At 59.8% G+C, this 25,469-nt stretch carries 20 protein-coding genes and 3 pseudogenes; 13 read left to right on the top strand and 10 right to left on the bottom strand.

Going from position 1 to position 25,469, the window contains the following annotated elements:
• The first annotated feature begins 69 nt into the window (after positions 1–69).
• Complete coding sequence (locus tag V1289_RS35995) at positions 70–321, top strand: DUF1488 family protein (RefSeq protein WP_334403339.1); 252 nt, start codon at positions 70–72, stop codon at positions 319–321.
• A 360-nt stretch (positions 322–681) separates the two neighbouring features.
• Here the strand turns inward: V1289_RS35995 and V1289_RS35990 are convergent, their stop codons facing one another.
• The 3 genes and pseudogenes from V1289_RS35990 to V1289_RS35980 form a co-directional block, all read right to left on the bottom strand.
• Entirely contained in the window at positions 682–843 is a 162-nt protein-coding gene (locus tag V1289_RS35990; protein WP_334403337.1) for a hypothetical protein, read from the bottom strand.
• A 975-nt stretch (positions 844–1,818) separates the two neighbouring features.
• A pseudogene (locus tag V1289_RS35985) lies at positions 1,819–2,013 on the bottom strand (DUF4167 domain-containing protein); the annotation flags it as partial.
• Positions 2,014–2,431: 418 nt separating this feature from the next.
• Positions 2,432–2,617 (bottom strand): hypothetical protein, encoded by a 186-nt coding sequence (locus V1289_RS35980; protein ID WP_334403335.1) that lies wholly within the window; start codon positions 2,615–2,617, stop codon positions 2,432–2,434.
• Positions 2,618–2,721: 104 nt separating this feature from the next.
• Here V1289_RS35980 and V1289_RS35975 point away from each other — a divergent pair.
• Positions 2,722–3,899 (top strand): IS3 family transposase gene (locus tag V1289_RS35975; protein WP_442896112.1). Its coding sequence is split into 2 segments (ribosomal slippage): positions 2,722–3,013 and positions 3,013–3,899, totalling 1,179 coding nucleotides; the frame shifts between segments, so codons are not numbered across the junction.
• A gap of 392 nt (positions 3,900–4,291) precedes the next feature.
• Here the strand turns inward: V1289_RS35975 and V1289_RS35970 are convergent.
• Both V1289_RS35970 and V1289_RS35965 read right to left on the bottom strand, forming a co-directional pair.
• Positions 4,292–5,433 (bottom strand): IS3 family transposase gene (locus V1289_RS35970; protein ID WP_334403332.1). Its coding sequence is split into 2 segments (ribosomal slippage): positions 4,292–5,175 and positions 5,175–5,433, totalling 1,143 coding nucleotides; the frame shifts between segments, so codons are not numbered across the junction.
• Positions 5,434–6,146: 713 nt separating this feature from the next.
• On the bottom strand, positions 6,147–6,350 hold the full coding sequence (locus tag V1289_RS35965) for a cold-shock protein (RefSeq protein ID WP_074278830.1): 204 nt from the start codon (positions 6,348–6,350) through the stop codon (positions 6,147–6,149).
• A gap of 646 nt (positions 6,351–6,996) precedes the next feature.
• Here V1289_RS35965 and V1289_RS35960 point away from each other — a divergent pair.
• From V1289_RS35960 to V1289_RS50005, 3 genes are all read left to right on the top strand, one after another.
• Positions 6,997–7,419 carry a hypothetical protein gene (locus tag V1289_RS35960; protein ID WP_334403331.1) on the top strand — a complete coding sequence of 141 codons (423 nt, stop codon included), beginning with the start codon at positions 6,997–6,999 and terminating at the stop codon, positions 7,417–7,419.
• Between the two features lie 536 nt (positions 7,420–7,955).
• Entirely contained in the window at positions 7,956–8,147 is a 192-nt protein-coding gene (locus tag V1289_RS35955; RefSeq protein ID WP_334403330.1) for a hypothetical protein, read from the top strand.
• Between the two features lie 27 nt (positions 8,148–8,174).
• Positions 8,175–8,354 (top strand): SANT/Myb-like DNA-binding domain-containing protein, encoded by a 180-nt coding sequence (locus V1289_RS50005; RefSeq protein ID WP_442896111.1) that lies wholly within the window; start codon positions 8,175–8,177, stop codon positions 8,352–8,354.
• Between the two features lie 915 nt (positions 8,355–9,269).
• Here V1289_RS50005 and V1289_RS35950 read toward each other — a convergent pair.
• A complete protein-coding gene (locus tag V1289_RS35950; protein ID WP_334403329.1) occupies positions 9,270–9,554 on the bottom strand; it encodes a hypothetical protein in 285 nt (94 codons plus the stop codon).
• A 392-nt stretch (positions 9,555–9,946) separates the two neighbouring features.
• On the opposite strand from V1289_RS35950, the gene V1289_RS35945 reads away from it, so the two are divergent.
• The 7 genes and pseudogenes from V1289_RS35945 (at position 9,947) to V1289_RS35915 (ending at position 17,329) form a co-directional block, all read left to right on the top strand.
• Entirely contained in the window at positions 9,947–10,303 is a 357-nt protein-coding gene (locus V1289_RS35945) for a DUF6152 family protein (RefSeq protein WP_334403328.1), read from the top strand.
• A gap of 7 nt (positions 10,304–10,310) precedes the next feature.
• Positions 10,311–10,799 (top strand): DUF6644 family protein, encoded by a 489-nt coding sequence (locus V1289_RS35940; RefSeq protein ID WP_334397686.1) that lies wholly within the window; start codon positions 10,311–10,313, stop codon positions 10,797–10,799.
• Positions 10,800–10,936: 137 nt separating this feature from the next.
• Entirely contained in the window at positions 10,937–11,383 is a 447-nt protein-coding gene (locus V1289_RS35935; protein ID WP_334407808.1) for a histidine phosphatase family protein, read from the top strand.
• 139 nt (positions 11,384–11,522) lie between these two features.
• Positions 11,523–12,587 carry an IS110 family transposase gene (locus tag V1289_RS35930; protein ID WP_334398280.1) on the top strand — a complete coding sequence of 355 codons (1,065 nt, stop codon included), beginning with the start codon at positions 11,523–11,525 and terminating at the stop codon, positions 12,585–12,587.
• A gap of 580 nt (positions 12,588–13,167) precedes the next feature.
• Positions 13,168–13,801 (top strand): annotated as a pseudogene (locus V1289_RS35925) (tyrosine-type recombinase/integrase).
• Between the two features lie 382 nt (positions 13,802–14,183).
• Positions 14,184–15,755, top strand: a complete 1,572-nt coding sequence (locus V1289_RS35920; RefSeq protein ID WP_334403327.1) for a hypothetical protein — start codon at positions 14,184–14,186, stop codon at positions 15,753–15,755.
• Positions 15,756–16,018: 263 nt separating this feature from the next.
• A complete protein-coding gene (locus tag V1289_RS35915) occupies positions 16,019–17,329 on the top strand; it encodes a caspase family protein (protein ID WP_334403326.1) in 1,311 nt (436 codons plus the stop codon).
• Positions 17,330–17,596: 267 nt separating this feature from the next.
• Here V1289_RS35915 and V1289_RS35910 read toward each other — a convergent pair.
• Together V1289_RS35910 and V1289_RS35905 are read right to left on the bottom strand one after the other, a co-directional pair.
• A pseudogene (locus V1289_RS35910) lies at positions 17,597–18,984 on the bottom strand (IS5 family transposase).
• A gap of 187 nt (positions 18,985–19,171) precedes the next feature.
• Complete coding sequence (locus V1289_RS35905) at positions 19,172–19,558, bottom strand: hypothetical protein (protein WP_334403324.1); 387 nt, start codon at positions 19,556–19,558, stop codon at positions 19,172–19,174.
• 283 nt (positions 19,559–19,841) lie between these two features.
• Here V1289_RS35905 and V1289_RS35900 point away from each other — a divergent pair, with 283 nt between their 5' ends.
• Complete coding sequence (locus tag V1289_RS35900; RefSeq protein ID WP_334403322.1) at positions 19,842–21,461, top strand: hypothetical protein; 1,620 nt, start codon at positions 19,842–19,844, stop codon at positions 21,459–21,461.
• Between the two features lie 429 nt (positions 21,462–21,890).
• On the opposite strand, the gene V1289_RS50000 is transcribed toward V1289_RS35900, so the two are convergent.
• Together V1289_RS50000 and V1289_RS35895 are read right to left on the bottom strand one after the other, a co-directional pair.
• Complete coding sequence (locus V1289_RS50000) at positions 21,891–22,070, bottom strand: SAM domain-containing protein (protein ID WP_442896110.1); 180 nt, start codon at positions 22,068–22,070, stop codon at positions 21,891–21,893.
• The gene (locus V1289_RS35895; protein ID WP_334403320.1) at positions 22,067–25,465 is read right to left on the bottom strand and encodes an adenylate/guanylate cyclase domain-containing protein; all 3,399 of its coding nucleotides are present in this window, start codon (positions 25,463–25,465) and stop codon (positions 22,067–22,069) included. The genes V1289_RS50000 and V1289_RS35895 overlap by 4 nt, the downstream gene beginning before the upstream one ends.
• Positions 25,466–25,469 lie beyond the last annotated feature (4 nt).

Here is a 25,469-nt window from a genome sequence, read left to right as displayed (position 1 = left end):
GGCCCTCGCCTGTAGGGGATCGGATAAACCACCATATGTTAGGCTCACCCCCGTCTGAGGACCATTCTCATGGTCGTTGCTGGCGGCGATTACGTTCATTTCGTTGTGCAGTACGGCGGAAAAATCGAAAAGTGCCGGGTAACGGAGACTGCCCTTCTGAACCGAGAGCGTATGAGCAGAAAGGACGCAGGATATGCACAGCTCGTCGCTATCTTTGTAAGGCACCGAGCCGAGATCGAACATCTCGCTCGCGCGAAGTTGCAGCGGGAGGGGCGCTCTGACCGCGGTGTTGTAGTGACCACTGAGGATCTGAACCCTTGATGCAGGCTGGCTGCTCGACGTCCTCTCTTGCGCAAGCGACGACGTGGCTACCAGCTGTTGAGCGGCGATGACGAGAAAACGGAGAACCCGTATGAACAAGACGCTGATATCGACAGAAGAACTTAAGTAAACCCGCCTCAGAGAAATCCACACTTACCCGGGATGCGAGGACGTATCCACCGTCGGTATTTATCCCGTCACAAATGAGGTGGCCGAAAGACAATTGGTCTGTCCAAGTCGTAAGCAGCGAAACCGTTGATCCCCAAGCCACAGGCCGCGCTGCGATTTACGCTCAGCACAAGTTTCGTCACGAATACAATCTGTTGACAGGTTAAGCCACTCATGCCGGCATCAAGCGCCTTAGTTCTTTCTGGGCGGCGGTTCGTTCGCTACTTCCTCTGCCAGTAGCTTTAAAAGCTTCTCGTGCCGCGCGTCAGCTTTCGCTGCCGCTGCTTCCGATGCAGCCACGAGACTGCGATAGAGCTTAAGGTTTTGCTGGCGAATGAAAAATTGATGTTCCATAGCTAACTCCTCTGAGGGCACGGACCGAAGGGCATCGTGCGCCTAAGAATGGGAGGTGTCGAAGAAGGCGGATTGGGAGCCGGAAGAACTCTGCTAAACAAAACCGCTCGTCGAAGCGAGCAATTCGTTTCCATCAGCGTTGCGGATCTCTTTGTTGGCCGCCGCCCTGCTGGCCGTCCTGGTTTGGATTTTGCGTCTGTTGGCCAGGCGTCTGACTCGGGTTCTGGCCGGACTTAGCGGACTAATCGCTCTGTCGATTCTGCTGACCATACTTGTTGGGATCATTCTGTTTGTCATCACGTTCTCCTTAATGGTGGGGAACATATGACAACCGAGCATACGGTGGTTCGTTCCGGAAAATCAAAAAGAAAGCCGTTCAATTCAAATGCGGCAGACCTACTTGCTAATTATCGCGACCTTTGCCTTCAGTTACCCCCTCGTGCTGAGCGACACATCCAACATATGCATATGCGCTTTTACCGTTGTGCACCCGGAGTGCGCTTCAATGCCTTTGCGATTTTCTTAGCGCCGGCTCTTTGCTTTGCTAGAGACTTTAGTTGACCAATATCCGTTGCGGTCAAAGGCGGGAACTTCGTTTTTTCTCAGCCAACCCAGCATCGCCGCGTTCACCTCTCGGGCCTAGGGCTCAAGAGTCAGGTGCAGCTCGCCGCCAGTCGCGAACAGCGTCAACTATTCCATCGCTGGCAATATAACGCTGCCCGCGTGTCGGGACTCTGCCAAAAGCGCACTATATAAACGGCTTGCCGCCGGTCGCCCCGCAGACCACCGAATGTCGATCTCACTAACGAACGGGCGGAAGCTGGGCGTATACATCACGAGCACGAATTGCACATGCACGGATGCTCGCTGTTGGTGGTCCCAGGTTGAAGCTTCGAACTTCGGCGCCAGGTTTGAGTCACTCGGAGGAACCGAGGGCGGATTCCCATTCGGTTACCGCGCGCTCTCGCTCATGGAGCGGAAATAATGTTCGGCGTGTTGGTAGGAATTCTCCGCCTCGACTTGATCGCCGGCTAGAGTTTGGGCACGAGCCAACGCGAGATACCGCTCATAGCTCGTCCTCACACTTTGGCGGTTTTTGGAACGCCCCTCCGCGGGAGGTGAGTGCTCCGCCCGTCTTCGCGACAGCGCGGCGGATCTGGATTGATTCATAGTCATGGTTGTCTTCGAGCCGTCGTACACGGCTCGCTCCTTATATGGCAGTTGTAAAGGGTCACGCTGATTAACACAGCAATGCGGCAACAAACTTGCGCAGTTATTTCAGCGTCAACCCGTAAGAGTTAGGTTTCCAATCGGGATCGTACCCGCGATATGTGAGCGCGCTGTGCCTTGTGGCGGATCGCGGCCCGCATCGGCGACCTTCAAGCGGCGCTTGCTTTCGAAATCGCATGCACAAGACTGAACGGTCTGCCTAGCAGCCAAACGGTCGTCCGTGGGCGACTGGGCTCGCCGCTTGATCAAGAACACTGTGAGCATGCTATCCCACATTACTTAGGGGCGCAGTGTGATGATTTCAAGTTGCGGCGTAGCGCAAAGCGGCGCCTCCAGGGGGAGGCACTAGATTTTGTGGCTATTGGTCAATTGCATCGGTAGTTCGCACAGCATTGCATGCTTCGAAGTGAGAGGCGATTTCCGCTTCGGCCTCGTGTTCCCATTTTTCAGCTTCGGCGAGCCATATGAAACGTTTGGTCGGGTCGCTCACTGCGAGATGGCGAAACCTAGCCTCTAACTTGCGGCACTGCACAAGGTCTTTCATTGTCATCTCCTGGGAGATGCATTTTCCGAAACACTTTAGGCCCGTTGAACCTCCTCCGAATTGATGGACACCTGTAGTAGGCTCGAGGAGCCAGGAGGTGTCGGATGGAAGCACGTCAACGTCGGTCGTTTACGAACGATTACAAGCGGCAAGCAGTCGATCTGGTGGCTTCGAGCGGTCGCTCGATCGGATCGGTGGCCAAGGAACTTGGCCTGCGCGATTCCGTATTGCGGCGCTGGGTGGAGCAGCGTGGGGCTGGGCGGGAGCCGACGGCACCGGCGCGGCGCCCCACAACGCAGGCGATGGTGCCGTCGGCGGACCACGCGGCGGAGATCGCTCGTTTGCAGCGAGAGAACGAACGGCTGCGCATGGAGCGCGACATTTTAAAAAAGTCGATCGCGATCTTTGCTGGGACGCGGACATGAGATTCCGTTTCATTGAAGATCGCCGCGCTGACTACCCGGTGTCACTGATGTGCGACGTGCTCGGTGTCTCGCCGGCCGGCTACTATGCCTGGCGAGCGCGCCCGGAGAGCCGGCGATCCGCCGCCAATCGTGCGCTCGTCGACGACATCGAACGGGTCCACCGCGAGGCCTGCGGACGCTATGGCAGCCCGCGCATCCATGCCGAGCTGAAGGCCCAGGGCCGCGGGGCGAGCCGCGGTCGCATCGAGCGACTGATGCGCCGTCACGGGATCAGGGCCATCATGGCGCGGCCACGCCGGGTGCGCACCACCGACAGCCGTCACGACTTCCCGATTGCCCCGAATCTGCTCGAGCAGAACTTCACCGCCGCCGCGCCGAACCGGATCTGGCTCGCCGACATCACCTACGTCGAGACTGATCAGGGCTGGCTCTATCTGGCCACCGTCATGGACCTGTACAGCCGCAAGATCGTCGGCTGGGCGATGGCGGATCATTTGCGCGCCGACCTGCCATTGGCGGCTTTGCGGATGGCCATTGCAGCACAGCGGCCTGGTGCCGGCCTGATCCACCATTCCGATCGGGGCGTTCAATATGCTTCGGCGGAGTATCGCAATATGATGCAGTCTGCCGGCTTGCGGGCCTCAATGAGCCGCAAGGCCAACTGCTACGACAATGCCCCGATGGAAAGCTTCTTCCACACTCTCAAGACCGAGCTCGTCCATCACCGGCATTATGCAACACGGCAAGAAGCCACACGTGATATCTTTGCCTATGTCGAGGGCTTCTACAATCGAACGCGTCGTCACTCCGCCATCGGCTATCTCAGCCCGATCGAGATGGAGCTAAAAGCAGCTTAACCCTGTCCATTTTTTCGGGGGAAGATCACATAACCCATAACGAGGGGCGTATCGTCTTCGCAAACTTGCCACTCCCACTGATCAGGTTTTAGAGGGATTACCCTCACTTCAAGCAGGCGCGGTCGGTACCTCTGGGCCATCTTGCAAATATGCGCTGCGGACCGTCCGTTTTCCAGTGCGGAAGTCCGCTATTATGGCGCAGACGGCACCTACCGAATTTTAGCGGGGCTTTTTAGGTGGTGGCGTCGCGTTGTCCCTAGGGCGTTTGGGGTGCTTGTCGGTCATTTGCCTTCCGCAATCCTCAGCCTGCCAGCGTTCGTTAGTCGAAGTCAGAGCTGGCCCCGGTTGTCTGAACAAAAATTCCGCGTCGATAAGTGGAGCCTCTGCCGGGGTTAGGCCGCCGCGCGGGGCGACGGAAGGTTGAAGTAGGCTTGATCCGGGGTCATGTCGTCAAGACTCGAATGAGGACGTCGGCCGTTGTAAAAATCGAGATACCGGCCGATCGAATGTCGTGCCTCGCCGACGCTTTCGTAGGCCCGCAGATAGACCTCCTCGTATTTGACGCTGCGCCACAGCCGCTCGACGAACACGTTGTCCCGCCATGCTCCTTTGCCATCCATGCTGATCGCGATGCCGTTGCTGGCGAGCGCGCCGGTGAAGGCCGCGCCGGTGAACTGCGAGCCCTGATCGGTATTGAAGATTTCGGGCTTGCCGTGACGAGCAAGGGCGTCCTCCAGGGTCTCGATGCAGAAGGCTGCCTCCATCGTGATCGACAGCCGCCACGACAGAACCCGGCGGGTCGCCCAGTCGAGGACGACAGCGAGATACACGAAGCCGCGTGCCATCGGGATGTAGGTGATGTCCATTGCCCAGACCTGGTTCGGGCGCGTGATCTCCATGCCGCGCAACAGATATGGATAGATCTTGTGGCCGGGCTCGGGCTTGGTGGTGCGCGGACGGCGATAGAGCGCCTCTATCCCCATCCGCTGCATCAGCGTTTTGACATGCCGGCGGCCGATCTTGCACCCCTGCAAAGCCAGTGCCAGCAGGCCTCGCAACATGCGCGAACCGGCGAAAGGAAACTCCAGGTGCAGCCGGTCGAGCCGCGGCATGATCGCGAGGTCGGCAGACGACACCGGGCGCGGCAGATAATAAACGCTGCCGCGGCTGATCTTCAAAACTTTCGCCTGCTTGGTGATCGGCAGATCGTGCTCACGGTCGATCATCGCTTTGCGCTCAGCAATCCCGCCTTGGTGAGCGCTCCTTCTAAAAAATCGTTCTCCAGCGTCAGTTCCCCGATCTTGGCATGCAGCGACTTCACATCAATCGCGGGTAACCGCGTAGCGTTACCGTGACCTGGCCCAAACACATCGGCGGCGCCGCCTTCAAGCTGCGCTTTCCACGATGTGATCTGATTGGGGTGGACGTCGAACTGCTCCGCCAGTTGAGCCAGTGTTCGGTCGCCCTTGACGGCAGCAAGTGCCACCTTCGCCTTGAAAGCCGGGGTGTGGTTCCGGCGTGCTCGTCTGCTCATCGTCTCTCCTGATTCGCGGGCCAATCTTGCCCGCCGTCAGGCAGAAACTCCACTTATCGCCCTGTTCAGATTTCCGGAGCCGGCTCTGTCCGCCCGACAATTCCTGTATGGTACCCTAGTTGGATCAGTCGGTCTTTGTGTTCGGCTGGGATTGTCCGGTGCATCAAACCCTTAGCGCAGTCCCGCAACGAGACGAATTCTTCGTGGGTCAACGGCGCAAACAAATCGGGGTTCATTTTCCAAATATGCGCCTCCGGCGCTGCCGTTCAAGCCAGTCATCCTGCCACAATCAAACTGACCCACTACCGGGCTTTCCGTCTGGACGTTTGAACAGATCGAATGTGGCAACGTGGGTGCTTTCCAACCAAGACTCTAGCGTGGCCCCGCAGACTTTACAGGATGCGTGACCGGTGTGCGGTACTAAGAACTTTGCTTCAGTGCGTTTGTACTCAGCGCCGCAATTGCATCGGATAATTGTCGCCATTCTCGGAATATGCGCCTACGGCACTCCGAAACAAGTGGAAACCCGCCCCGGCGTTTGGGTGCGAAAGCCCCATGAATCATCCGCCAGTGACGGATATCTCGGCATACAATGCCTTCAAAGGTTCCAAAGCCTCGATGCGACGCGCAATTGGGACTGCAGATACCCGGCGCAGCGAGCCGCGCGCGCCCCTTCGGCGTGAGCCGGCGGGCTTCGCCATGCCCTTCCGAAGTCACCCGACCCTCAAATTCTCCGCCGAAGTCTTCCCCTTGTTGGGCACTTCCTCATAGCTCACCTTTGCACCCTCATTGAGTGTGCTGAGCCCAGCTTTCTCGACCGCGGAGATGTGCACGAACACATCCTTGCTGCCGTTATCGGGCTGAATGAATCCATAGCCCTTTGTCGCGTTGAACCACTTCACCGTTCCGGTTGCCACCTTGGTCGTCTCCCATATCCGATAGGACCTCAAGACAACCTCATGCCGATTTGGAAGGCAAGCAAAACCCGCCGGGGTGAGCCGGCGGGCCCGGAGTATGGTGCCTACCTTCCTTTCAAATATCCGCGAATTAACTCGCGTTTGAGACCCTGGAGGCGCATACTCAAACAATCACCGCTCCGCCTCCTAGGCATTACCGGTGACAGAGAGTGTTGCGCTCCCGCTTATTCGAGGGAAGCATCATGCCCCAGTCTCAACGCCTGTCGCCCGTCATTCCATTCGTTGCAATGGAGCGCCCCGCTTGTGCGAAGTGCAAGGCCCCGATGATGCTCGTCAGTATCGAGCTGGCGCGCCCGGGCGTCGACTTGCATACGTTTGAATGCGCTATCTGCAATCGCGTACATAAGACCCTTGCCGCGTATGAAGACCCTACGAAGTCCAAGGGTCTTGGACGCTGGCTTCAAGGCGATTTGCACTCACCCAGGTAAGGCGCGCCGGCGTGAACCGGCGGATTTTGTAATACTTGAATTGAGGAGGGCCGTAGAATTGCCCGCAAGCTGGGTAATATTCACCACTGGACCACACTGATAGACGCCCGCGCCACCGCGGGTGCGGGTGACCTATCTCAAGCGAGGAGGCAAATCCGATGTGTGACTATAGTCTGCACGCTGTCGCGTCTCGTCCCGCAAAGGTTGGCGAGATGCTTATCACAACGTCATTTTCAGGAGGGACTCGCGGCTTTGCGGCGGAAGGCGAACCGAACGTGGCGGTTTGCCTGCTTCCGGGGACCGAATTGGCTTTTGATCAAGACGTGAAACACAATCAAAGCTGGATTTGGACGAAGGCCCCCAACTTCAGAGTTGCTCGATTTCGCAAGATAGATCAGCACAATGCCTACCGACATCATGACGCGCTCGAATTGCCAGACGGCAACGTCGTTCTCGTGACGCATCTCTCAAGCGGCCAGCGGGCGACTGTATTGCAGCTTCCGGTCACGCGTCAGCCCGAACGCGCGACCCCCACTGCCGAGGAGCACTCAAACCGTAACACGCCCGCTTCTGCCATCTAGAAATGGCGTGACATCAAGCAAAACCTGCCGAGCGCAGGCCCGGCGGACCAAAATGTACGCAGGAATTGCGTGTGGTCCGCAGAGGGCTAGAAGAGTGGTGTGCGCGTTTAGCTGGAAAGCGCTGGGCTCATGTCGCCCCAACGGCAGAACGAGTCCGCGAGGCTCTTAGGGGCCTTGGCGGGTCAGTCGAGGTCGGAACCTACCGCGGCACCGTCATCGAGCGACGCTGGCACGTCGGTCAGCACGGCAAGCGACGCTATTTATCGAGCCTGCCATGTGCGACCGCCACGTCCGCTTATCCCCCCAAGAGCAGTATAGCGGACGTCGCGGCACGGCGCATTTGTGCCGATACTGTTGCAAAAGTCGAAAATCGAACGACTCCGAAAATCTCGCGAAAGTCGATTTTTAGACGCCTCTACCGCTGCAAGGCTCTGTAGGTCCCATACGAGCGTCCATGATCGTCTTTGTGCGAAACGATAATGATGGCATCCGCCGGCTTGTAGAGCTGGGGCTGAAGTCGAAGAAATAGGGCTGCGATGACGGCGGCGGGAAAAAAAATTAGTCCGTGGACGCCGGAGGACGTCGAACGGCTGCGCTCGTTGGCGCTCACCGACGTGAAGGCTCGTGAGATCGGAATGCAGTTGAACCGAACCGAACACGCCGTCCGCTCTCGCGCCATGAGACTGAATATCGACCTTAGAAAAATCACGCTCGAACGGCGACGATAGCGAAGGCAAAGAAATGAGCGTATTCTGATGGCTGTGCAGCACCGCGGAACAAATTGGACACCCGAGGAGGATCGACGATTGCTCGATCTCATCGAGGCCGGTAAATCGTGGGTGTTTATTTCCGCGAACCTCAAGCGTCCTGTGAAAACTATTCGAGACTGCATCTCGCAAATGCGGCGGTCCGGGCTAAAGGCGAAGGGGAAATAGCCCGAGTGCGATTTGTCTCGCTATCGCTGCCCAACAAGCGCTGCCTTTGCCGCGGGGCCCCTCGAAAGGAGGTAGGTCGTGGACGGAAAAATATTCAACAGCCGTGGCGTCCACGTAGCGATCGTCCTTGGGCTCGGCCATCTTCGATCTCAAGGGACAGAAGATCTATGACCTCAGAGGCGTGAACATTTACAAGCTTTCCGGAGAGCTGGTTGGACACCTGACAGATGCTCAAAGCACCACGAGGCATTTGGACAAATCCACCGACAAGCTGTTCCCGGAAGGTTAGGCGCGGTCTGCTGATTTGCGACGATTGCCAAGCCCTCACGGGCGGCTTTCACGCGCCCGTAGGTTGCGCTAGGCCCTTGCCGCGAGGCGTCCTGAGCTGAAATCAAACTAGACCACCAGTACCAACCTTTTTTTGATCAACGCTCTGGCCGATATCGGCGTTCGATTACGGCACGTCGCGAGGCGGCGCATGTATTTTGCTTCACACGACCGTCTCGGAGCCACAGGCGCTTGAGGCGGACCGTCCGCGCTAAACGCGCGAGAGCCGCCGGGATGTCCCCAGCGGCTCGCGCGTTGCGTAGCGATGTGGTGCGACGCGCAGCGTCGCGTGGTGGAACGTTGCGATGCGCCGAGGCGCGCCGCGTTGCTACCGTGATGTCGATAACTCCTACGCGTCTCATCGACTAAGCTAACACGGCTGGTCGCGAGGCGACTTCAAGACAGCGCGGCTGACGTAGTCGCCATCTCTTTCGAGAGCGCCGAAAAAGCCGCGACTGCTGGAACGGGATATAACAAAACCTGTAACGGTGGCGCTGACGACTACGATGCTTGCGCATGGTGCCGTTGAGCCATCGCACCTGCCAAAAGCGTGATACGCTTAGCGGAAAGCGGCGGGAAACCTAGATGTCAGAAGACGCCCTTATCGTTATAACAAGCGCCATCAAAACCGCTTTCATTGATCATCCCGGTTCTGGGCACGGCACGATGTGGGACCAAGTCACGAAAAGTGACGAAGAAAGTATCCATCTCGCCAAGGCTGTGCTGGTTGCTCTTCGCAAAGCCGGATACTCCGTTACCAAGGTCGAGGACCAGAATCCCCCGAAGCCCTAAAGGCGAGAAGCTCCTGCCGACGTGATCGGGGATGCCATTTGCCGGTGCCGCGTCTGCTGTTGCGCGGTAAGCAGCCGTCAAGACGTTCCCCACCGCACTTCTGAGAAGTGCCCCTGGAGCCGACATCACTCGACAGCCTCAGCAGAACGCCCTACGGATTCCGTTGGCGCTGACTGTATCGCCGATTTCGAAGGAGCATCAGGTCCGCGCCAACCTGCAGAGGGCCGCTATAGGTTTCACGCGTTCCGGCCACGATATCATCAACGCTTGCCGGAGGAACCCTGTCACCGGCGCTTCTCCTGGCGCCAATCGATCGCCGAGTTCGAACCGGGCGAGCGGTCGGTGTCGTATTCATACCGCTTTCTCCGCCGCGCTGGAGGCCTGCGCAACCGGGGTCATTTGAACGGTGACGCAAACTGCGCTATGAGTCCGGCGCGGATCGGTGTTGTCCTTCATATTGCCGGAGGCAGCTTATGACATCAATCACCCGTCGTTTGTTCCTGTCGCTGGCGACTGCTCTTGCTCCGGGCGCGGCGATCGCCCATCACGGCTGGGGCGGATACGACACGTCCAAGTCGTTCACCGTCACCGGCGAGATCCTGAAATCGACCTACGAGAATCCGCACTGCGAGATCGAGATGGAGGTCGACGGTAAGCATTGGCGCTTCGTCCTGGCGCCGCCTTCGCGCATGCAGCAGCGCGGCATCACGCCGGACCTCATCGCGTCTGGCAAGACCTGCACCGTGTTCGGCTATCCCCATACCAGCCACCCGAACGAGGCGCGGATCGAATACATCATTCTCGACGGCAAACGCACCGAATTGCGGTAGACCAAGAGTGGAACATCAGCCGGCCGCGCCGATCTTCCTGACATTGCAGGAAAGCGCGCTCGGTCATGTGATGCGCAGCTCACCCGCGCTTTATCCCGCGGTCGAGATCCTGCACATCCTCGGCTTCGTTGTGCTGGTGGGATCGATCCTGGCGCTCGATTTGAGGTTGCTCGGACTGGGGCGCGCGATTCCGATCCAGCCGATGGCGCAATTGCTGCTGCCTTTTTCGCGCTTCGGTTTTCTGCTCGCGATCAGCATGGGATTCCTGTTGTTCAGCGCCGATGCGGCGCATGTAGTGCGCAATCCTGCGTTCCAGACCAAGCTGCTGCTGATCGCGGCGGCGCTGGTCAACATCGTGATCGCGCATGCCGGCCCGTGGCGACGTGTTGCGCTCTGGCGCGCCGAAGCGTCCGGCGGCGCTAAAGTTACTGCGCTCGTGTCGCTTCTGCTGTGGCTCAGCGCCGTCTGTGCCGGGCGTCTGATCGCGTATTTTTAACGGGGTCCGCCGCCACGTGCCGCATCCGCTTCGCCATCTTCGCAATCCTCGTCGGCTTCTGCACCGCGGCGGACATCGCCAGCGCCGACGAGGCCGAAGCTTGGACCGCGTTGCACGCAGGCCGGCATGTCGCCCTGATGCGCCATACCGATGCGCCGGGTGGCGCCGGCGATCCGCCGGGCTTCCGGGTCGATGACTGCGCCACTCAGCGCAATCTCAGCGCCAAGGGACGCGCGGACGCCGCAAGGATCGGCGCGCGGCTCAGATCGGAAGGGGTTGCGGTCGAAAGAATCCTCAGCTCGCCGTGGTGCCGCTGCATGGACACGGCCACGCTGCTGGAGCTGGGACCGGTCGAAGCCGAGCTGACATTTGGCAATGTGGTCGTGCTGAGCGATCAAAGAGAGTCCCTGACCGCCAGCGCGCGCGGTCATCGACAAATGGACCGGGAGCGGAATCCTTCTTGTCGTGACGCACGGTGCGAACATTCGGGCTCTCACGGGCATCTCGCCGGCGAGCGGCGAGATCGTCGTGGTCCGAAGCGGAAGCGGCGGCAGCAGCGAACGTGTCGGTCGCCTGATTCTTGATTGACGCGTAGCAACAGTCTGTCCCACTTCTTCAAATTAAGGTTTGAGATTTCACTTCCGGTAATGGGATGGTCCGGCCGTGCTCCTGCCCCGCCAGCAAGCGAAGCTGGCAAGGGGCGCCAAGGACAAGGAGCACGCCATGTCTCAGATACCCAATACCGCGATCGCCGTGATCGGCATCGATATCGGCAAGAACTCATTCCACGCCGTGGGCCACGATGCGCGCGGCGCCATCGTGCTGCGGCAAAAGTGGTCGCGTGGCCAAGTGGAAGCGCGGCTCGCCAATATACCGCCTTGCCTGGTCGGCATGGAAGCCTGCGTCGGCGCCCATCACCTGAGCCGCAAACTCGCATCGCTTGGTCACGATGCCAGGTTGATGCCGGCCAAATATGTCCGCCCCTATAGCAAGGGACAGAAGAACGACTTCAATGATGCCGAAGCGATTGCCGAAGCCGTGCAGCGCCCGACGATGAAGTTCGTGGCGACCAAGACCGCGGAGCAACTGGATCTGCAGGCGCTGCATCGGGTGCGCGAGCGGCTGGTGTCGCAACGCACCGGCATCATCAACCAGATTCGCGCCTTCATGCTGGAACGCGGGATCGCCGTGCGCCAGGGGATCGGCTTCCTGCGCACGGAACTGCCCACCATCCTTGCGACGCGCACCGATGCCCTGTCGCCCCGCATGTTGCGTATCATCGAGGAGTTGGCAGGCGACTGGCGCCGGCTGGATCAGCGCATCGATGGCCTATCCGGCGAGATCGAAGCCCTGGCCCGTCAGGATCAGGCATGTTCGCGCCTGATGACGGTGCCCGGCATCGGGCCGATCATTTCGAGCGCCATGGTGGCCGCGATCGGCACTGGAGACGTATTCTCCAAAGGCCGCGACTTCGGCGCCTGGCTCGGACTGGTGCCCAAGCAGATCTCGACGGGAGACCGCACGATCCTCGGCAAAATCTCCAGGCGCGGCAATCGCTACCTGCGCGTTCTGTTCGTGCAGGCGGCATGGGTTGTGCTGGTCAGGATAAAGGACTGGGAACGTTACGGGCTCAAATCCTGGATCGAAGCCGCCAAGAGGCGGTTACACCACAACGTGCTGGCGATCGCGCTCGCCAACAAGCTTGCCCGGATCGCCTGGGCGGTGCTGGCCAAAGGACGCGCCTTCGAGCTGACGAGGACCGACGATGCAGGCGTCCGACCCGCTTGATCCTCGCGCCGTGCTCGGCGCGGTCAAGGCGCAGCCTGGCGACGCCGGAGCCAGCCGCAAGCCAGGCGCGACGGCCGGCCTTGACCGCCCCTGCGCGCGACGCGATCGACGTTCTGCGGGCCGGGACGAAGGAACGGCCCTTGGCTCGAACAAAGGAACTGCGCGACATGAGGAGCAAGCGATGACGTAACCCTATCAACAGTTTCCAGCCGAGGTCTGCGAGAGGATGAGACGAGATGGGAGGATCGGTCTTCCGAGCGCGTGCGAACACTGGTGACCCAAATGGCCCAATCGAGGCCTGTCCGCTAATTAGAACGCACGCGCGCTGATATCCATGATGGCCCGGAGCACCACATGGCTCCAATCAGAGGCCGGATACATTGATGCAAGACCGCCGCCGCCAATTCGACGAAATCTTCTTGCAACGCGCGGCCGGACCATACATTGGGTCAATCGCTACAGGTCGATTTCCGCTGGGCCGAACACGAAGTCCGCTTTGGCCCGAAAACCGACCTGATTCCAATGCCTGGCCCGGTGGCTCATGCTTCTCGCCTCTGTAACCGAGCCGAGGAGTATGGCCATGCAGGATCAATTGAATGCCACCCCCGCGACCAGGCGAGTGCCGTGGAACAAAGGCAAGCTGACCGGGGCAAAGCCGCCGCTGCGACCCAAACACGTCTGGTCGATCCGGACAAAGCTCCAGATCGAAGGCCACGCTCGCGACCTCGCCATGTTCAATCTGGCAATCGACAGCAAGCTTCGTGGCTGTGACGTCGTCACCATCCGGGTCGACGATGTCGCTGCCGGCGGATATACGGCGGATCGCGCAACTGTGCGGCAAAAGAAAACCGGGCGGCCGGTCAGATTTGAATTGAGCGAACAGACCCGCCAGGCCATCAGATGATTATCTGAAGGCCGCCAACAAGAGGCCCGGCGAGTTCCTGTTCACCAGCCATCGCAGTCCTAATCGCAGCATGACAACCCGCCAATATGCCCGCCTCGTCTCCGAGTGGATCGGCAGCGTGGGACTGGACCCACGACTGTTCGGGACGCATTCGCTTCGCCGCACAAAAGCCACCCTGATCTATCGACGGACGGGAAATCTCAGGGCCGTCCAGCTTCTGCTCGGCCATACCAAGATCGAAAGCACGGTCAGGTATCTGGGCATTGAGGTCGATGACGCACTGGCAATAGCGGAACAGGTTGATGTCTGAAATAACTGGGCAGAGCGGACATGCTCTGCCCACCCTCTAACCGCCGGTTTGGGCCACAAACCGACTCTTGCCCTGCAACAATAGCCTGACCTCGGATCACGCGTCGATGGCGAGACCGGTCACGATCCGGCTCAACTGAGGCAGTGAAACCGGAGCCATCGGAGAAAATGCCGCGTCGCCTGCCTGGCGACCAGCGTGATGGTGCGCCCGCCCGCAAGATGTGATATGCTGAATGTTTGATACATGGAATGTCAGCCAGGTCACACATACTGGCCCTTTGACTCCCAGTGGTGGAGCAGGCCCAGGCAGCCGCGACCGAAAGGGTAGCGCCATGGCTTATCATCGAATGTCAACAGGTTTCGTTGCTGCAGCGCTGCTGGCGTTGCAGTTCCAGGGCTTGCGGGCGGAGACCGCGCCCAAGGTCACCGAGGAAGTCGATTTCGCGATCTCCTGCGGGCCGACAGCACAACAAGCATTCAAGCACGCGGTCTGGACCCTGCATTCGTTCTGGTACCCCGAGGCGTTAAAGGAGTTCACCGCGCTCGCCGCGTCCGAGCCCGGCTGTGCGATGGCGTATTGGGGCATCGCGATGAGTCACTGGTACCCGCTGTGGTATCCCCCGTCGCCCGCCGCGCTCAAAGCCGGCTCCGAGGCAATCGCCAAGGCGATGGCGGCCTCGACACAGACGCCGCGCGAGGCGGATTATATCGCGGCCATCGCCGCCTTCTATCGCGACAATGACAAGCTCAACCATCAGACCCGTGCGATCGCCTACGAAAAGGCGATGGAGCAGATGTATGAACGCTACCCGGACGACCGCGAGGCCGCGGTGTTCTATGCTCTGGCGCTGAACGCCAGTGCGCTCAAGACCGACAAGACCTTTGCCAATCAGACAAAGGCGGCCGAGCTCCTCAACAAGATCTGGAAGGAGGAGCCGAACCACCCTGGCGTCGTGCATTACCTGATCCACAGCGACGACTCGCCACAATTCGCCGCCGCAGGGCTGGATGCAGCGATCTGCTATGCCAAGGTCGCGCCCGACGTGCCACACGCGCTGCACATGCCGTCTCACATCTTCACCCGCCTTGGCATGTGGCAGCAGTCGATCGACTCGAACCGCGCCGCTCACACCGCCGCCCTCAATTATGTGCATCAGAGCCATGGGCCGGGGAGCTACGACCAGGAAACCCTCCACACGATGGACTATCTCGAATACGCCTACCTGCAGACCGCGCAGGATGGCCCGGCCAAAGAGGTGGTCGACGAACTTGCCGGCTTCCGCCAGATTGACGGTGCGAACCTGGCCGGGGCTTACGCCGTCGCCGCGATCCCGGTTCGTTATGCGCTCGAGCGCCACGACTGGCCGGCCGCCGCCGCGCTAAGCGAACCGGCGATCGGCTTCCCGCTTGAGCGCTTTCCCTGGGCAGAAGCGATGATCTCCTATGCCCGCGCGCTGGGCGACGCGAAGACTGGAAACATCGCCGGCGCCGAGACGGAGATCGGCCGCTTGCAATCGCTTGAAGACAAGCTGAAGGGCAACGACACCTATTGGGCCAACCAGGTCGAGATCCAGCGTTTGGCGGCCGCCGGCGTCCTGGCCCACGCCCGAGGCGACGACGAGAACGCCATCTCGCTGTTGCGGGCCGCGGTCGATCTGGACGCCACGATGGACAAGCACCCGGCCACCCCGTCCTCGGTGCTGCCGGCGCGCGAGCTGTTGGCCGATCTGTTGCTCGAACTCAACCAGCCGGCGGCGGCCCTGATCGAGTACCAGGCGATGTTGAGTACCGATCCCAATCGCTTCCGCAGCCTGCTCGGCGAGGCCCGAGCCGCGAAACAGACGGGTGATTCCGTGACCGCTCACGACGCCTACCGGAAACTTGTGGCGCTAAGCAAACCCGTCGGTCCGGCGCGTCCCGAACTGGCCGAGGCCACGTCCTATCTAACGAACTGACCGTCACCCGTGCGGTCCCCGCCTTAGGCTAGCCTGATGCTACCCGACATAGGCCATAAGCTAACGAGGGTGGGGCCACAGCTACGGGACGAATTACTTGGCTCGTTTCCAGATGACCTCAGTTGTCCCGCCGGTCGATGCTTCCTCGCACAACATCACCCCGCGGGCAGCAGCGCGCACCCGATGTCGCATCTGTGATGCTTCTCACGTTTCCGGACACAGCAGAGTGTAATATTAATTGCAAGTATTCTTCGGAGGGGCTTATGCACCGAGACGTGCTATTTGCCTTTTTCGCTGCCGTGTTTTTCAGCGTTTTTGCCACGCCGGCTTTCGCCGACAATCGAGTTGCACTCGTCATCGGCAATAGCACTTATGCTCGTGTACCGCACCTGCCGAATCCGGTGCACGACGCCGAAGACGTCGCCGCCGCCCTCAAGCGATCTGGCTTTGATACCATCGTCGCGACCGATCTCGACAAGGCCGGAATGGATGAGGCGATGATCAGGTTTGCCCGGGCGGCGCACACCGCCGACGTGGCGATGTTCTATTACACCAGGCATGCGCTGCAGTTCGCAGGGATCGATTACCTTGTGCCGGTAGATGCCCAATTAAACGACGGGGCAGACCTGCGGCGCCTGGTGCGAGTCGACGACGTCATCGCTGACATGCAGCCCGCGAAGAGCTTGCGCATCCTCGTGCTGGACTCTTGCCGCGACAATCCACTCGCCGAGCAATTGAAACGTTCCATCGGGACTGCCCGCAGCGCCAGCATTGGACGAGGTCTTGCGAAAATCGATAGCCCAGATGGCATGATCGTCTCCTATGCGACGCAGCCCGGGCGCACGGCTGAAGATGGCAACGGTCGCAACAGTCCCTACACCACGGCGTTCCTCAGGAACGTCGAGGCGAAGGAAGAGATAGGCACCATTTTCCGCCGCATCAGCGCCGAGGTTTATCAAGCGACCCATCAAATGCAGCTTCCAGAGTTGTCCTTGTCGCTGATCGGAGAGTTTTATCTGAACGGCAAGCTGCAGATCACCGCGACACCAGCCACGACGCCTGCGCCAGTCGATCCTTGCGCGGCCCCAACCGACCATTGGAAGAGTGCCGAGGCTATCAACACAAAAGCGGCGTATGAAGATCATCTCGCACGCTTTCCGACCTGTTCGTTCGCGGACCTCGCCCGAGCCAAGATTGCTGCATTAACGACACCGGACTCGGCAAAAGACAGGCGACGCTTCGACGGAATCTGGTTGGGAAAGCTTGTGTGCGAATCCACCCCTTCGGGATTGCCCGGCTGGAGTTATGAGCTCACCGGAAGAGTCGCAGACGGCGTCTTCCATGCGGAAAAAGGCCGGGCCGGCAAGCCCGGTTCACAAACCTTCGATGGAACTATTGAGCCCGATGGGACGGCAGATATCTTGCAGAAAGGCTGGAGTGGCGCGAGGGATCCTTTTCACCGCCCGCTCGGTACAGAATTTAACAATACGTATCTCACCAAATTCGATGGCCCTCATGGAAGTGGCACCAGATCGGACCGTGCCTCTTGCAACGTGAAATTTACAAAGCGCTAGGGCTGAGTTTGCTGCCAAAGCCGTTGATTGCAGCTTTGAGAACTCTCGACTTCTGCCTTGGGTCATTCTCGACCGAATTGGGCTGTCTGCGCCATGTCCGGTCTTCACCCGATAGCGACCGAATAGCGGACATCGCTGGAGGTCCGGTTCGTGCCAAACTGCGACATTGGCAAGCCGCAAGAGGGTCATCGATTGCTGCTGCCAAACAAAAAGCCGCCCGAAGGCGGCTCTCAAATTCAAACCTGATGATCGACGATCAGGCGGCCATCAATTCTTGCCGACGAAAGGACAACAATATTGAGTCGTCCGTGAAGAACGCCCTTTTCGGACGGGAAGCAATTTTGACTGCACGAAGAGCAGCGCCAGAATGATGCGCAAAAAATCGTTCAGCCACCTGATGAGGCGGCGGAAGTTGTAACCGGCCGCGGCGAGGACAGCGTTGTTGGCGTCGCCGTGGCGGCCGGCGAGATAGTTGCGGCCCATTCGGTGCTCCTCCTTGGTATGGCCGATGACTGGCTCGACGGCGGCACGGCGTTTCATCTCTCGTTTAATGGCCGGGGTCACGCGACGCTTCTGCCTGGACGTGTAGACTTTGAACTTATACTCGGACGGCGCGTTGTGGCCGCGGTAACCGGCATCGGCGTGGAGCCGCTCGATCGTATTGCCGACGAGTTGCTCGATCGCCGGAATGACGGCCTCCAGCGTATGGCCATCATAGGGGTTACCTGGCAGCGCTTGCGCATGGGCGACGAACTGACCGCCCTTGCTGTGCTTGAGGGTGGTGGCAACGCTGACCTTGACGCCGAACTCGTAAGGCTTGTGCGGCTTGCCCTTGCCGATGCACTCCACCTCGGGCGCGTGCAGGCTGTAGACCTTGGGGCCGCGCTGTCCGCGCTCCTGAGCGCGGATGCGCCGTGCCAGGCTCAGCAGTGAGGCAAATTTGGTTTCGAGACCGGAATCGCCGTCGATCTTGCGGGTGATGTCCCGGATGACGCGGCCGAGATAGGTCTTGAGCTTGCGCAAAGCCCGGTTGGCGCGTTTGAACTGCTTGGCATGGGCGTAACGCTGGTGCCGGATGAGCACGAACTTGCCGACCCGCGTGTAAGACTGGCGCAAATCGACGCCGAGCTTTTTGGCCAGCTTCACCAGCTTCTCACGCGCACGGTTCAATAGCTTGGCGTCGGTTGGGAAGGTAATGTTCTTCGGTTGCACCGTGGTATCGACAATGACGCGGGCGAGATCGCCGGGCTTCATCGCGCCACTGCCAGGCTCTCCTGCAGCAGCGCCTGCAGCCGCTCTTCGCCCATGCGATGGCGCCAGTTGGTCATCGAGGAGCGATCGAGCGGAAGCCGGTGCTGGAAAAACTCCTCCCCGCAGAAGTATTGGTAGTACGGGTTCTCGATCCACAGTTCACACACCATCTCGTCGCTGAGGTTGTAAGTGTGCTTGAGAATCGCAAGCCCCGCCATCAGCCGGGTCGGCAGCGGCGGCCGGCCGGAGCCATCGGCGTACACGGCGCCGAATTTCTCTTCCAGAAACCTCCAGTCGATCGTCCGCGCCAGCTTCACCAGCGCGAGGTCCATGTCGATGGCCTGATCGAGCCGCGACCGAAACAGATCCTGCTCGCCGCCCTCCCGACGCTCCCGTGGCCGCATCGAATCCTCCGCTCTTCACCCTCGAAAGCAGAGAATCACAGCTTCAGATTCGTGGGAATCCCAAACTCGAATTTGCAAGAAAATCGCTGCCCAAACCTCAATTTCCGGCAAATCCAATTGCCGAAATTCCCGCCATTTCTATTGCCAATCAATCGCTTCGGGATATTTCACGGTCGACTATTGAATTTTAGCGCGACGATCGCTGAGGCGATCGCGTCATCACGAAGTAGCCAGACCCCGCTGCTCCGAAGAGATAGATTAAAGCAGCAACCCATCCCATTGAATTCAGCGTACCTGCTGTGGTCCCCATAACAACTACAATCAACCCGACGGTGTTGCCGATAATGGTAGCGATAAACACGCCGCGCACGGATTCCGATGAGCCGTCCCGGGCGAACCAGAAAATTAGACCCAATCCCAACAGTGCTGCACCGAATAATCGCGCCATAAGCACGGTTGAAGCCGAAGTTGCCATTCCATAACTGGCGGCTACCTGTTCCGGAACTAGTACAAAACCGACACCATGCACCAGGGCAAGAACAGCAATGATTGTGAAAAATGTTTTGATCGTCATAGCATATACCCCCTTCCACCGCCGACAGCGAAATGCCAATCGGCATCGCTAACAGATCGGAACCATTCCGATTATGCAAGAAACGTTATCTGTTCGAACGAACTAAGCCGACGGCTGCTGCACCGCGCCCCTAACTAGCCAAGGGCTCCGCCCTTGATATCTTTTGCGTCTGAGCCTGACGAGGGGGCCATGGACGATCGCGCAAAATCAAGGGGGAGCTATGGTTGAGGGGCAGAGATAACCGCTACGATCCCGTTGCTTGCACTGCAACTAGGAGGCGGCCTTGAACTCCTTCTACGAGCACCACGAGGACAGCATCCATTGGCATTATCGTTGTTTCGACCGCATTCTGCTGAATGGGCTGATTCAACCGTTCCAGCAGCCCGAGCGGGTGGTCGGCTTTTTCAACACCTATCGCCAGCTATACCCAGTGACGCGGTACACCCTGCGCGACATCGCCGACCAATTTCAGCGCTGGGTGACGGAGCGAGCCGAAAAGCGCAGCATCCCAATTGTCGAAGCACCGAAGGGCCGTCGTGACGAATTCGTCGACCCGTATTTCGAACGGGCCAAGCCCGACGCAATCGCGGTCATCCTCAAAGCGCGAGAACCGGCGCGCATCATGACTGCCATCGGCGACAAGGTCGCTAACCGATGGCACCTCCAGTTCGCGCAACGCTGGGTCATTCAATACAACTTTTATATCAATGACCGGAACTGGGGACGAATGTTCGTGCGCGTCTGCCCGTACCTGCCATTCTCCGCCCGTCTCTGCCTCAATCAGCACCATTGGCTGGCCAACCGCATGCGCGAGCAAGGCATCGGATTCAAGCAAACCGCCAATGCCTTCCTGAAATGCGTAGCTCCCGATCGCTTGCAAGAGCTCGCCAACTCGCTCACCCCTCGGGATCTGGTGAGCTGCGGCCAAAAGTGGCTGGCGCACCTCACGCCGTTCTTCACCGCAAGAGAGCGAGAGCATGCGGGTTGCCAGCACCGGCTATTCTTCTCGCAAGTCGAGTACTGCGACAACCTCATCTTCCGTCGTCGTGCGGCACTGGATAATCTCGGCCAACGCCTGCTCGATGCCAATCGAACAATCGGGCAGCCGAACAAGATCACCGTGATCTTCGGGCGCAAGGTCAGCAAGCAATATCGGGGCAAGCTGCAAACCGAGATCGAGGACATGAACCTGCCAAACCCGGTGATTCGCAGCCACTATGGCAACGGCTTCATCAAGCAGTACGTTCGCGACCACCTCATCCTGCGGACGGAGGCCGCGAGCAACAACGTCAACGATTACGGCGTCAAGAAAGCCGTCGAAAATCTACCCGTCCTCCAAAAATCGCTATCGGCGATCAACGATAATTACCTCAATGTCCAGCAGGACATCCTGGAGACCTTTGTCGATCGCGGCCAGTTGCGAAAGCTCGCGGAACCGACCATCACATCGACAGGAAAGCGCATTCCTGGCCTCAAGCTCGATCATCCTCGGCAACTGGCACTGATGCATGCGCTCGTACGCTTCGCGCACGTCGCAGCCGGCAATACCTTCACCACCGCTGAAATCCATCCCGCCGTCATCGCAGCGCTCGGCTGCGCCCCCGAAAGCTACACGCTCGCCTCGCTTCGCTATGATCTATCGAAACTCCGCGCCAAAGGCCTCGTCGCCAAGCTCCCGAATTCGCGACGCTATCAACTCCTCTCGCAGGGGTACTCGATCTGCCTCGTCTTCCTGAAGCTCTTTGAACGCGTCTATGCCCCACTCACGGCAGGTCTTCTCAGCCCTATCAAAGCAGATACCCGGCTCGAATCCCAAAGGCGATCTCAACTCGATCGCCTATACCAGCGTGTCATCGACGATCTCGAGACCCTCCTCCGAGCGGTCGGCCTAAAAGCGGCGTGACTCCAACCCCAAACGCGACCAAAATCCACGCTGCAGGCACGATAACGGTCTAACTCGAACATCGCGCCATGTCCGAAGGGTCAAGACGAAACTCGTAGAACAGTTGACCTTGGTCACTCTTCAGACGGCCCATCATGGATCGACCTCGCCGAGATTCGCGTCAAAACAACGCAATCACGGTTCGCAGCTCGTCTCACCGACTTTTGCAACAAAATCTACCAAAACCGGAAGTCGGATGTCGCTCAACACCTACTGTCTATTGTTGCCCCAGCGCACTATCATGAGCTCAAACATGGGAGGACAAGGATGATAGACATCATAGCAACGCAGCGCGTGAATGTCGGGATGGAAGCGGCATTTGAAGCGCTTGCGAGGGAACTCACGGCGAACACAATGTCCCAAGATAAAGGATGTCTGAGGTAGCGGAAGTCATTCGATCCTCGTAGCCACGGGCGAAGACTGGCTGCGATGGTCATTCGGGCAGCCCGGCTTGCCGCAATCCTTCTTCGAGTCGCGAGAGGTCTTCTGCCCGCCGATGTCGTTGGCCCTGAAGGCGTCGGCATACTGACTGAGCCCGATCCCCTCCAACCACCGGCGAACCTCGCTCATGCCGCAAGCTGGTCCAGCAGCGCCTTGGCATCCTTGAGCACCGTCGTTTCAAGCCCTTCGGTAAACCAACCATAGATCGGGGCTAGCAGATCGCGGGCTTCCCTGCGCTTGTCCTGGTCGCGCCAAAGGCGGGCAACCTCGAGCGCCGCCCGCAGCTCCCAGAATTTGGCCTTCTGCAGCCGAGCAACTGACAGCGCTTGTTGGAAGCTAGCCTCCGCTGCAGCGGGATCACCTTTCGTTAGCAACAATGTTCCTCGCAATCGGTACGTTTCGGCCTCGGCCCACCGTTCCCCTGTCCTGTCAAACAACTCGACGGCCTCGCCGAGAGTCTCGAGCCCTTCGTCCGGCCGCCCCGCAATCCCGTAGATCTCTCCCAGCGTCGTGAGGTAGAACGGCAGCACTACATTGCAGCCTATGGTGCGGGAATCGGCCAGCCCTTCGAGAAGCAGCGTAATTCCCTCCGCTGCCTCTCCAGCCGCGCCCAGACACCAGCCGCGGATCATCTTTCCGAACGCCACCCAAAGCGCAAACCCGTGCTCGTTCGCAAGAACCAAAATCTCGTCCGCCGATCGAAGGATCGTCGGTGCCGATTTCACCCCATCGATCGCCCATTGGCCGAGGTAGCGATGATACAGGGCGTAGGCCACGTTGAAAGGCGAGAGTCGCCGCGCCTCGGCCAAAGCTTCGCCCACCCGCAAGCGCGCTTCATTGATGCGGCCGAAGCAGAACAGCGCTCGGTAGTAGTACAATCGAACGGATACGTACGGATCTTCCGGCGATGGTACGAAGGCGCGAATCGCCGGATCCCACATGGAAATAGCATTCTCGCAGTAGCCGCACGCATCGACGAACCTGCCAGTAACGGAACACAAAACCCCACTCGCATGCGAACCGGCATGCTTCCAATTTGGGTCGTTGCGGATCTGGCCCTGGTGGCGCAGATCCTCGGCGAGCGGTTCCGCTTGGTCAAGCTCGGCTCGCACGAAACGATAAACAAATTGGCCCCAGAGAACCGGTCCTAGTTGCGCCGGCCCGTTCAATTCGTCACAAAGTTGACGGGCGCGGGCATAGGCCTCACCCGGCTCGTCTGCGGAGTATCCCTTGATCGTTGCGAGCGCATGCCCGAGGTCGATCTGCAGATCAAGCTCCCGCTCCTGGCGCGCGGGGCCGTCTGGCAGGCCAGGCAACAGGTCGAGGCCCTTGCGGAGCTGCGCTGCCGCCTCGGTCATCGCCCACCGGGCGATCGCCTGCCTGCCCGCCTTTAGCCAATAGTCGACGGCCTTCTCGAGGAGCCCCGCTTCGGCACAGTGCCGAGCCAGTACCTCAGGCTGCGCCTCCCCGATGTCAGGGAATTGTTTTTCCAGGGTCGTAGCGATGCGGCCATGAAGCTGCTGGCGGCGGCTTCTCAGGAGAGTGTCGTAGGCAGCATCCTGAACGAGAGCATGCTTGAAGGTGTACTGCACATCAGGCGCCGTACCGCGACGAAAGATCAGCTCCGCGGCGACCAATTGGGTGAGTGCATCGTCGACCTGCCGCGGCTGCATTCCCGCGACAGCGCTGATCAGTTCATGGGAGAAGGTACGTCCAAGGGCCGCGCCGATCTGGGCGATCTCGCTGTTGTGCATCGTCGCCAAGCGATCGAGGCGCGCCAGGAGCGACGCATGGAGCGATGTCGGAATCGCCAACGACGGCACCGGTCCTGTGACCGCGTACCGACCACCAACCTCGGTGACGATGCCGCTCTCCACGACGGTCTTGGTCAGTTCCTCGATGAAAAGCGGCACGCCGTCAGTGCGATCGACGATCTGATCGGCAACATCCCGGGGCAACGCCTTGCCGCCGGTCAGATGAGCGATCATCTCGGCGCGCTGCCTGGGCGGCAAACGATTCAGCGTGAGCACCGTCACGTGGGGTCGACCGATCCAAGGCGGCGCGAACTCGGGCCGGAAAGTGATGATCACCAGCACGCGAAGCGAGGCGACGCGCTCAATGAGCAGATCGAGTTGCTCGCGTGTGGTAGGGTCACCCCAATGCACATCTTCGAACACCATGAGGACTGGCTGCCGCGCAGCCAGGCCCTCGACCTGGGCCACCTGAGCATGCAGTATCCTTTCCTTGCGCTTCTGCGGTGTGAGGTTGAGCGGCAGATACCGATCGCCAAGCGGGATCGATAACAACTCCGCCAGCAAGGGGACGACCTCACGCAGGTCATTGGTTCCCTCAGCAAGAACCGCCTCCAGCTTGGCGAGCCTTTGTTCGTCCGTATCCTCGCGGCGAAAGCCGGCCGCTCGCTCGAGCTGCGAGATGCTCGGATAGAGCGCGCTGTCCTGGTGATGGGGCGAGCAGAAATACCGCATCCGAGTGTGCGGCTCATCGCTCAGTCGCTCTACAAGGGTCTGAGCAACTCGGGACTTGCCGATCCCTGGCTCACCGCAGATCAGGACTACCTGCCCGTCGCCGCGTTTGGCTTGCGTCCAGCGACGCGAAAGGAGGTCGATCTCCTCGTCGCGGCCCACTAATGGCGTTGTCGAAGCCCGCAGCGCCTCAAACCGACTTTCTACCGCGCTCGGTCGGACCACCCGATAGGCCTGAACTGGCGTGTCGAAGCCTTTTACCTCGACTGCACCCAGCTCATGATACTCGAACAATCCGGCCAGCAGCCGCCGTGTCGTTGGCCCGATGACAACGGCCCCAGGAGCCGCAGCCGCCTGCAGCCGCGCCGCCATGTTGGGTGTTTCGCCGACCATCGTTTGCTCTTGCGCGGCACCCTCACCGATAAGATCGCCTACCACCACCAAGCCCGTGCCGATCCCGACCCGCACCTGCAAAGGGGCAGGAGCCGCTGTGGCGACCATTGGCACCGCTTCCACGAGCGCTAGCGCCGCCCTGACCGCACGCTCGGCATCATGCTCATGCGCCCGTGGGTACCCGAAATAGGCCAGCACCAGGTCGCCGATGTATTGCGCCACGAACCCGCCATTGCGCTCGACAAGATCCCGGCAGCAGCGGTGATACGCGCTGATGATGGCCCGCAGGTCTTCTGGATCGAGTCTAGCAGAGAGCGCCGTTGAGCCGACGAGGTCGCAAAACATCACCGTGAGCTGACGGCGCTCCGCGGTGTCCTGAACTTTCGGAACGGGCTTCGGCGCCGGCTTCGCAGCAGGTTCAGACTTGGTTCCCGGAACCGCCGCGACCAGCGGCGCGGGCGCTTCGCCTGCAAGCTCGGCGATAGCCCGCTGCATCTTGCGGCGGTGGCCGAGCGGAACACCAAGCTCCTTAAGATCCTGGTCGCTCAAATCTCGCAGAACGCCGACATCGTCGATGCTGTTTTCGGCGAAAACCTGCGCATACTCGGACAGGCCAAGTGCAGCCAGCCACTCCGCGATCGTGGACACCCGC

This window comes from Bradyrhizobium sp. AZCC 2289 (assembly GCF_036924615.1).
In the GTDB taxonomy this organism is placed as follows: Bacteria; Pseudomonadota; Alphaproteobacteria; order Rhizobiales; family Xanthobacteraceae; genus Bradyrhizobium.
Note: the sequence above shows the minus strand (reverse complement) of the source record. Positions and strands in the feature narration are given on the sequence as shown.

Excerpts from the sequence above, each read along its gene's own strand:
- V1289_RS35995 (WP_334403339.1), top strand. The coding sequence starts at position 70 with ATGGTCGTTGCTGGCGGCGATTACGTTCATTTCGTTGTGCAGTACGGC.
- V1289_RS35990 (WP_334403337.1), bottom strand. The coding sequence starts at position 843 with ATGGAACATCAATTTTTCATTCGCCAGCAAAACCTTAAGCTCTATCGC.
- V1289_RS35915 (WP_334403326.1), top strand. The coding sequence starts at position 16,019 with ATGCACCGAGACGTGCTATTTGCCTTTTTCGCTGCCGTGTTTTTCAGC.
- V1289_RS35960 (WP_334403331.1), top strand. The coding sequence starts at position 6,997 with ATGTGTGACTATAGTCTGCACGCTGTCGCGTCTCGTCCCGCAAAGGTT.
- V1289_RS35955 (WP_334403330.1), top strand. The coding sequence starts at position 7,956 with ATGACGGCGGCGGGAAAAAAAATTAGTCCGTGGACGCCGGAGGACGTC.
- V1289_RS50000 (WP_442896110.1), bottom strand. The coding sequence starts at position 22,070 with ATGAGCGAGGTTCGCCGGTGGTTGGAGGGGATCGGGCTCAGTCAGTAT.
- V1289_RS35905 (WP_334403324.1), bottom strand. The coding sequence starts at position 19,558 with ATGACGATCAAAACATTTTTCACAATCATTGCTGTTCTTGCCCTGGTG.
- V1289_RS35980 (WP_334403335.1), bottom strand. The coding sequence starts at position 2,617 with ATGAAAGACCTTGTGCAGTGCCGCAAGTTAGAGGCTAGGTTTCGCCAT.
- V1289_RS50005 (WP_442896111.1), top strand. The coding sequence starts at position 8,175 with ATGGCTGTGCAGCACCGCGGAACAAATTGGACACCCGAGGAGGATCGA.
- V1289_RS35930 (WP_334398280.1), top strand. The coding sequence starts at position 11,523 with ATGTCTCAGATACCCAATACCGCGATCGCCGTGATCGGCATCGATATC.
- V1289_RS35935 (WP_334407808.1), top strand. The coding sequence starts at position 10,937 with ATGCGCCATACCGATGCGCCGGGTGGCGCCGGCGATCCGCCGGGCTTC.
- V1289_RS35945 (WP_334403328.1), top strand. The coding sequence starts at position 9,947 with ATGACATCAATCACCCGTCGTTTGTTCCTGTCGCTGGCGACTGCTCTT.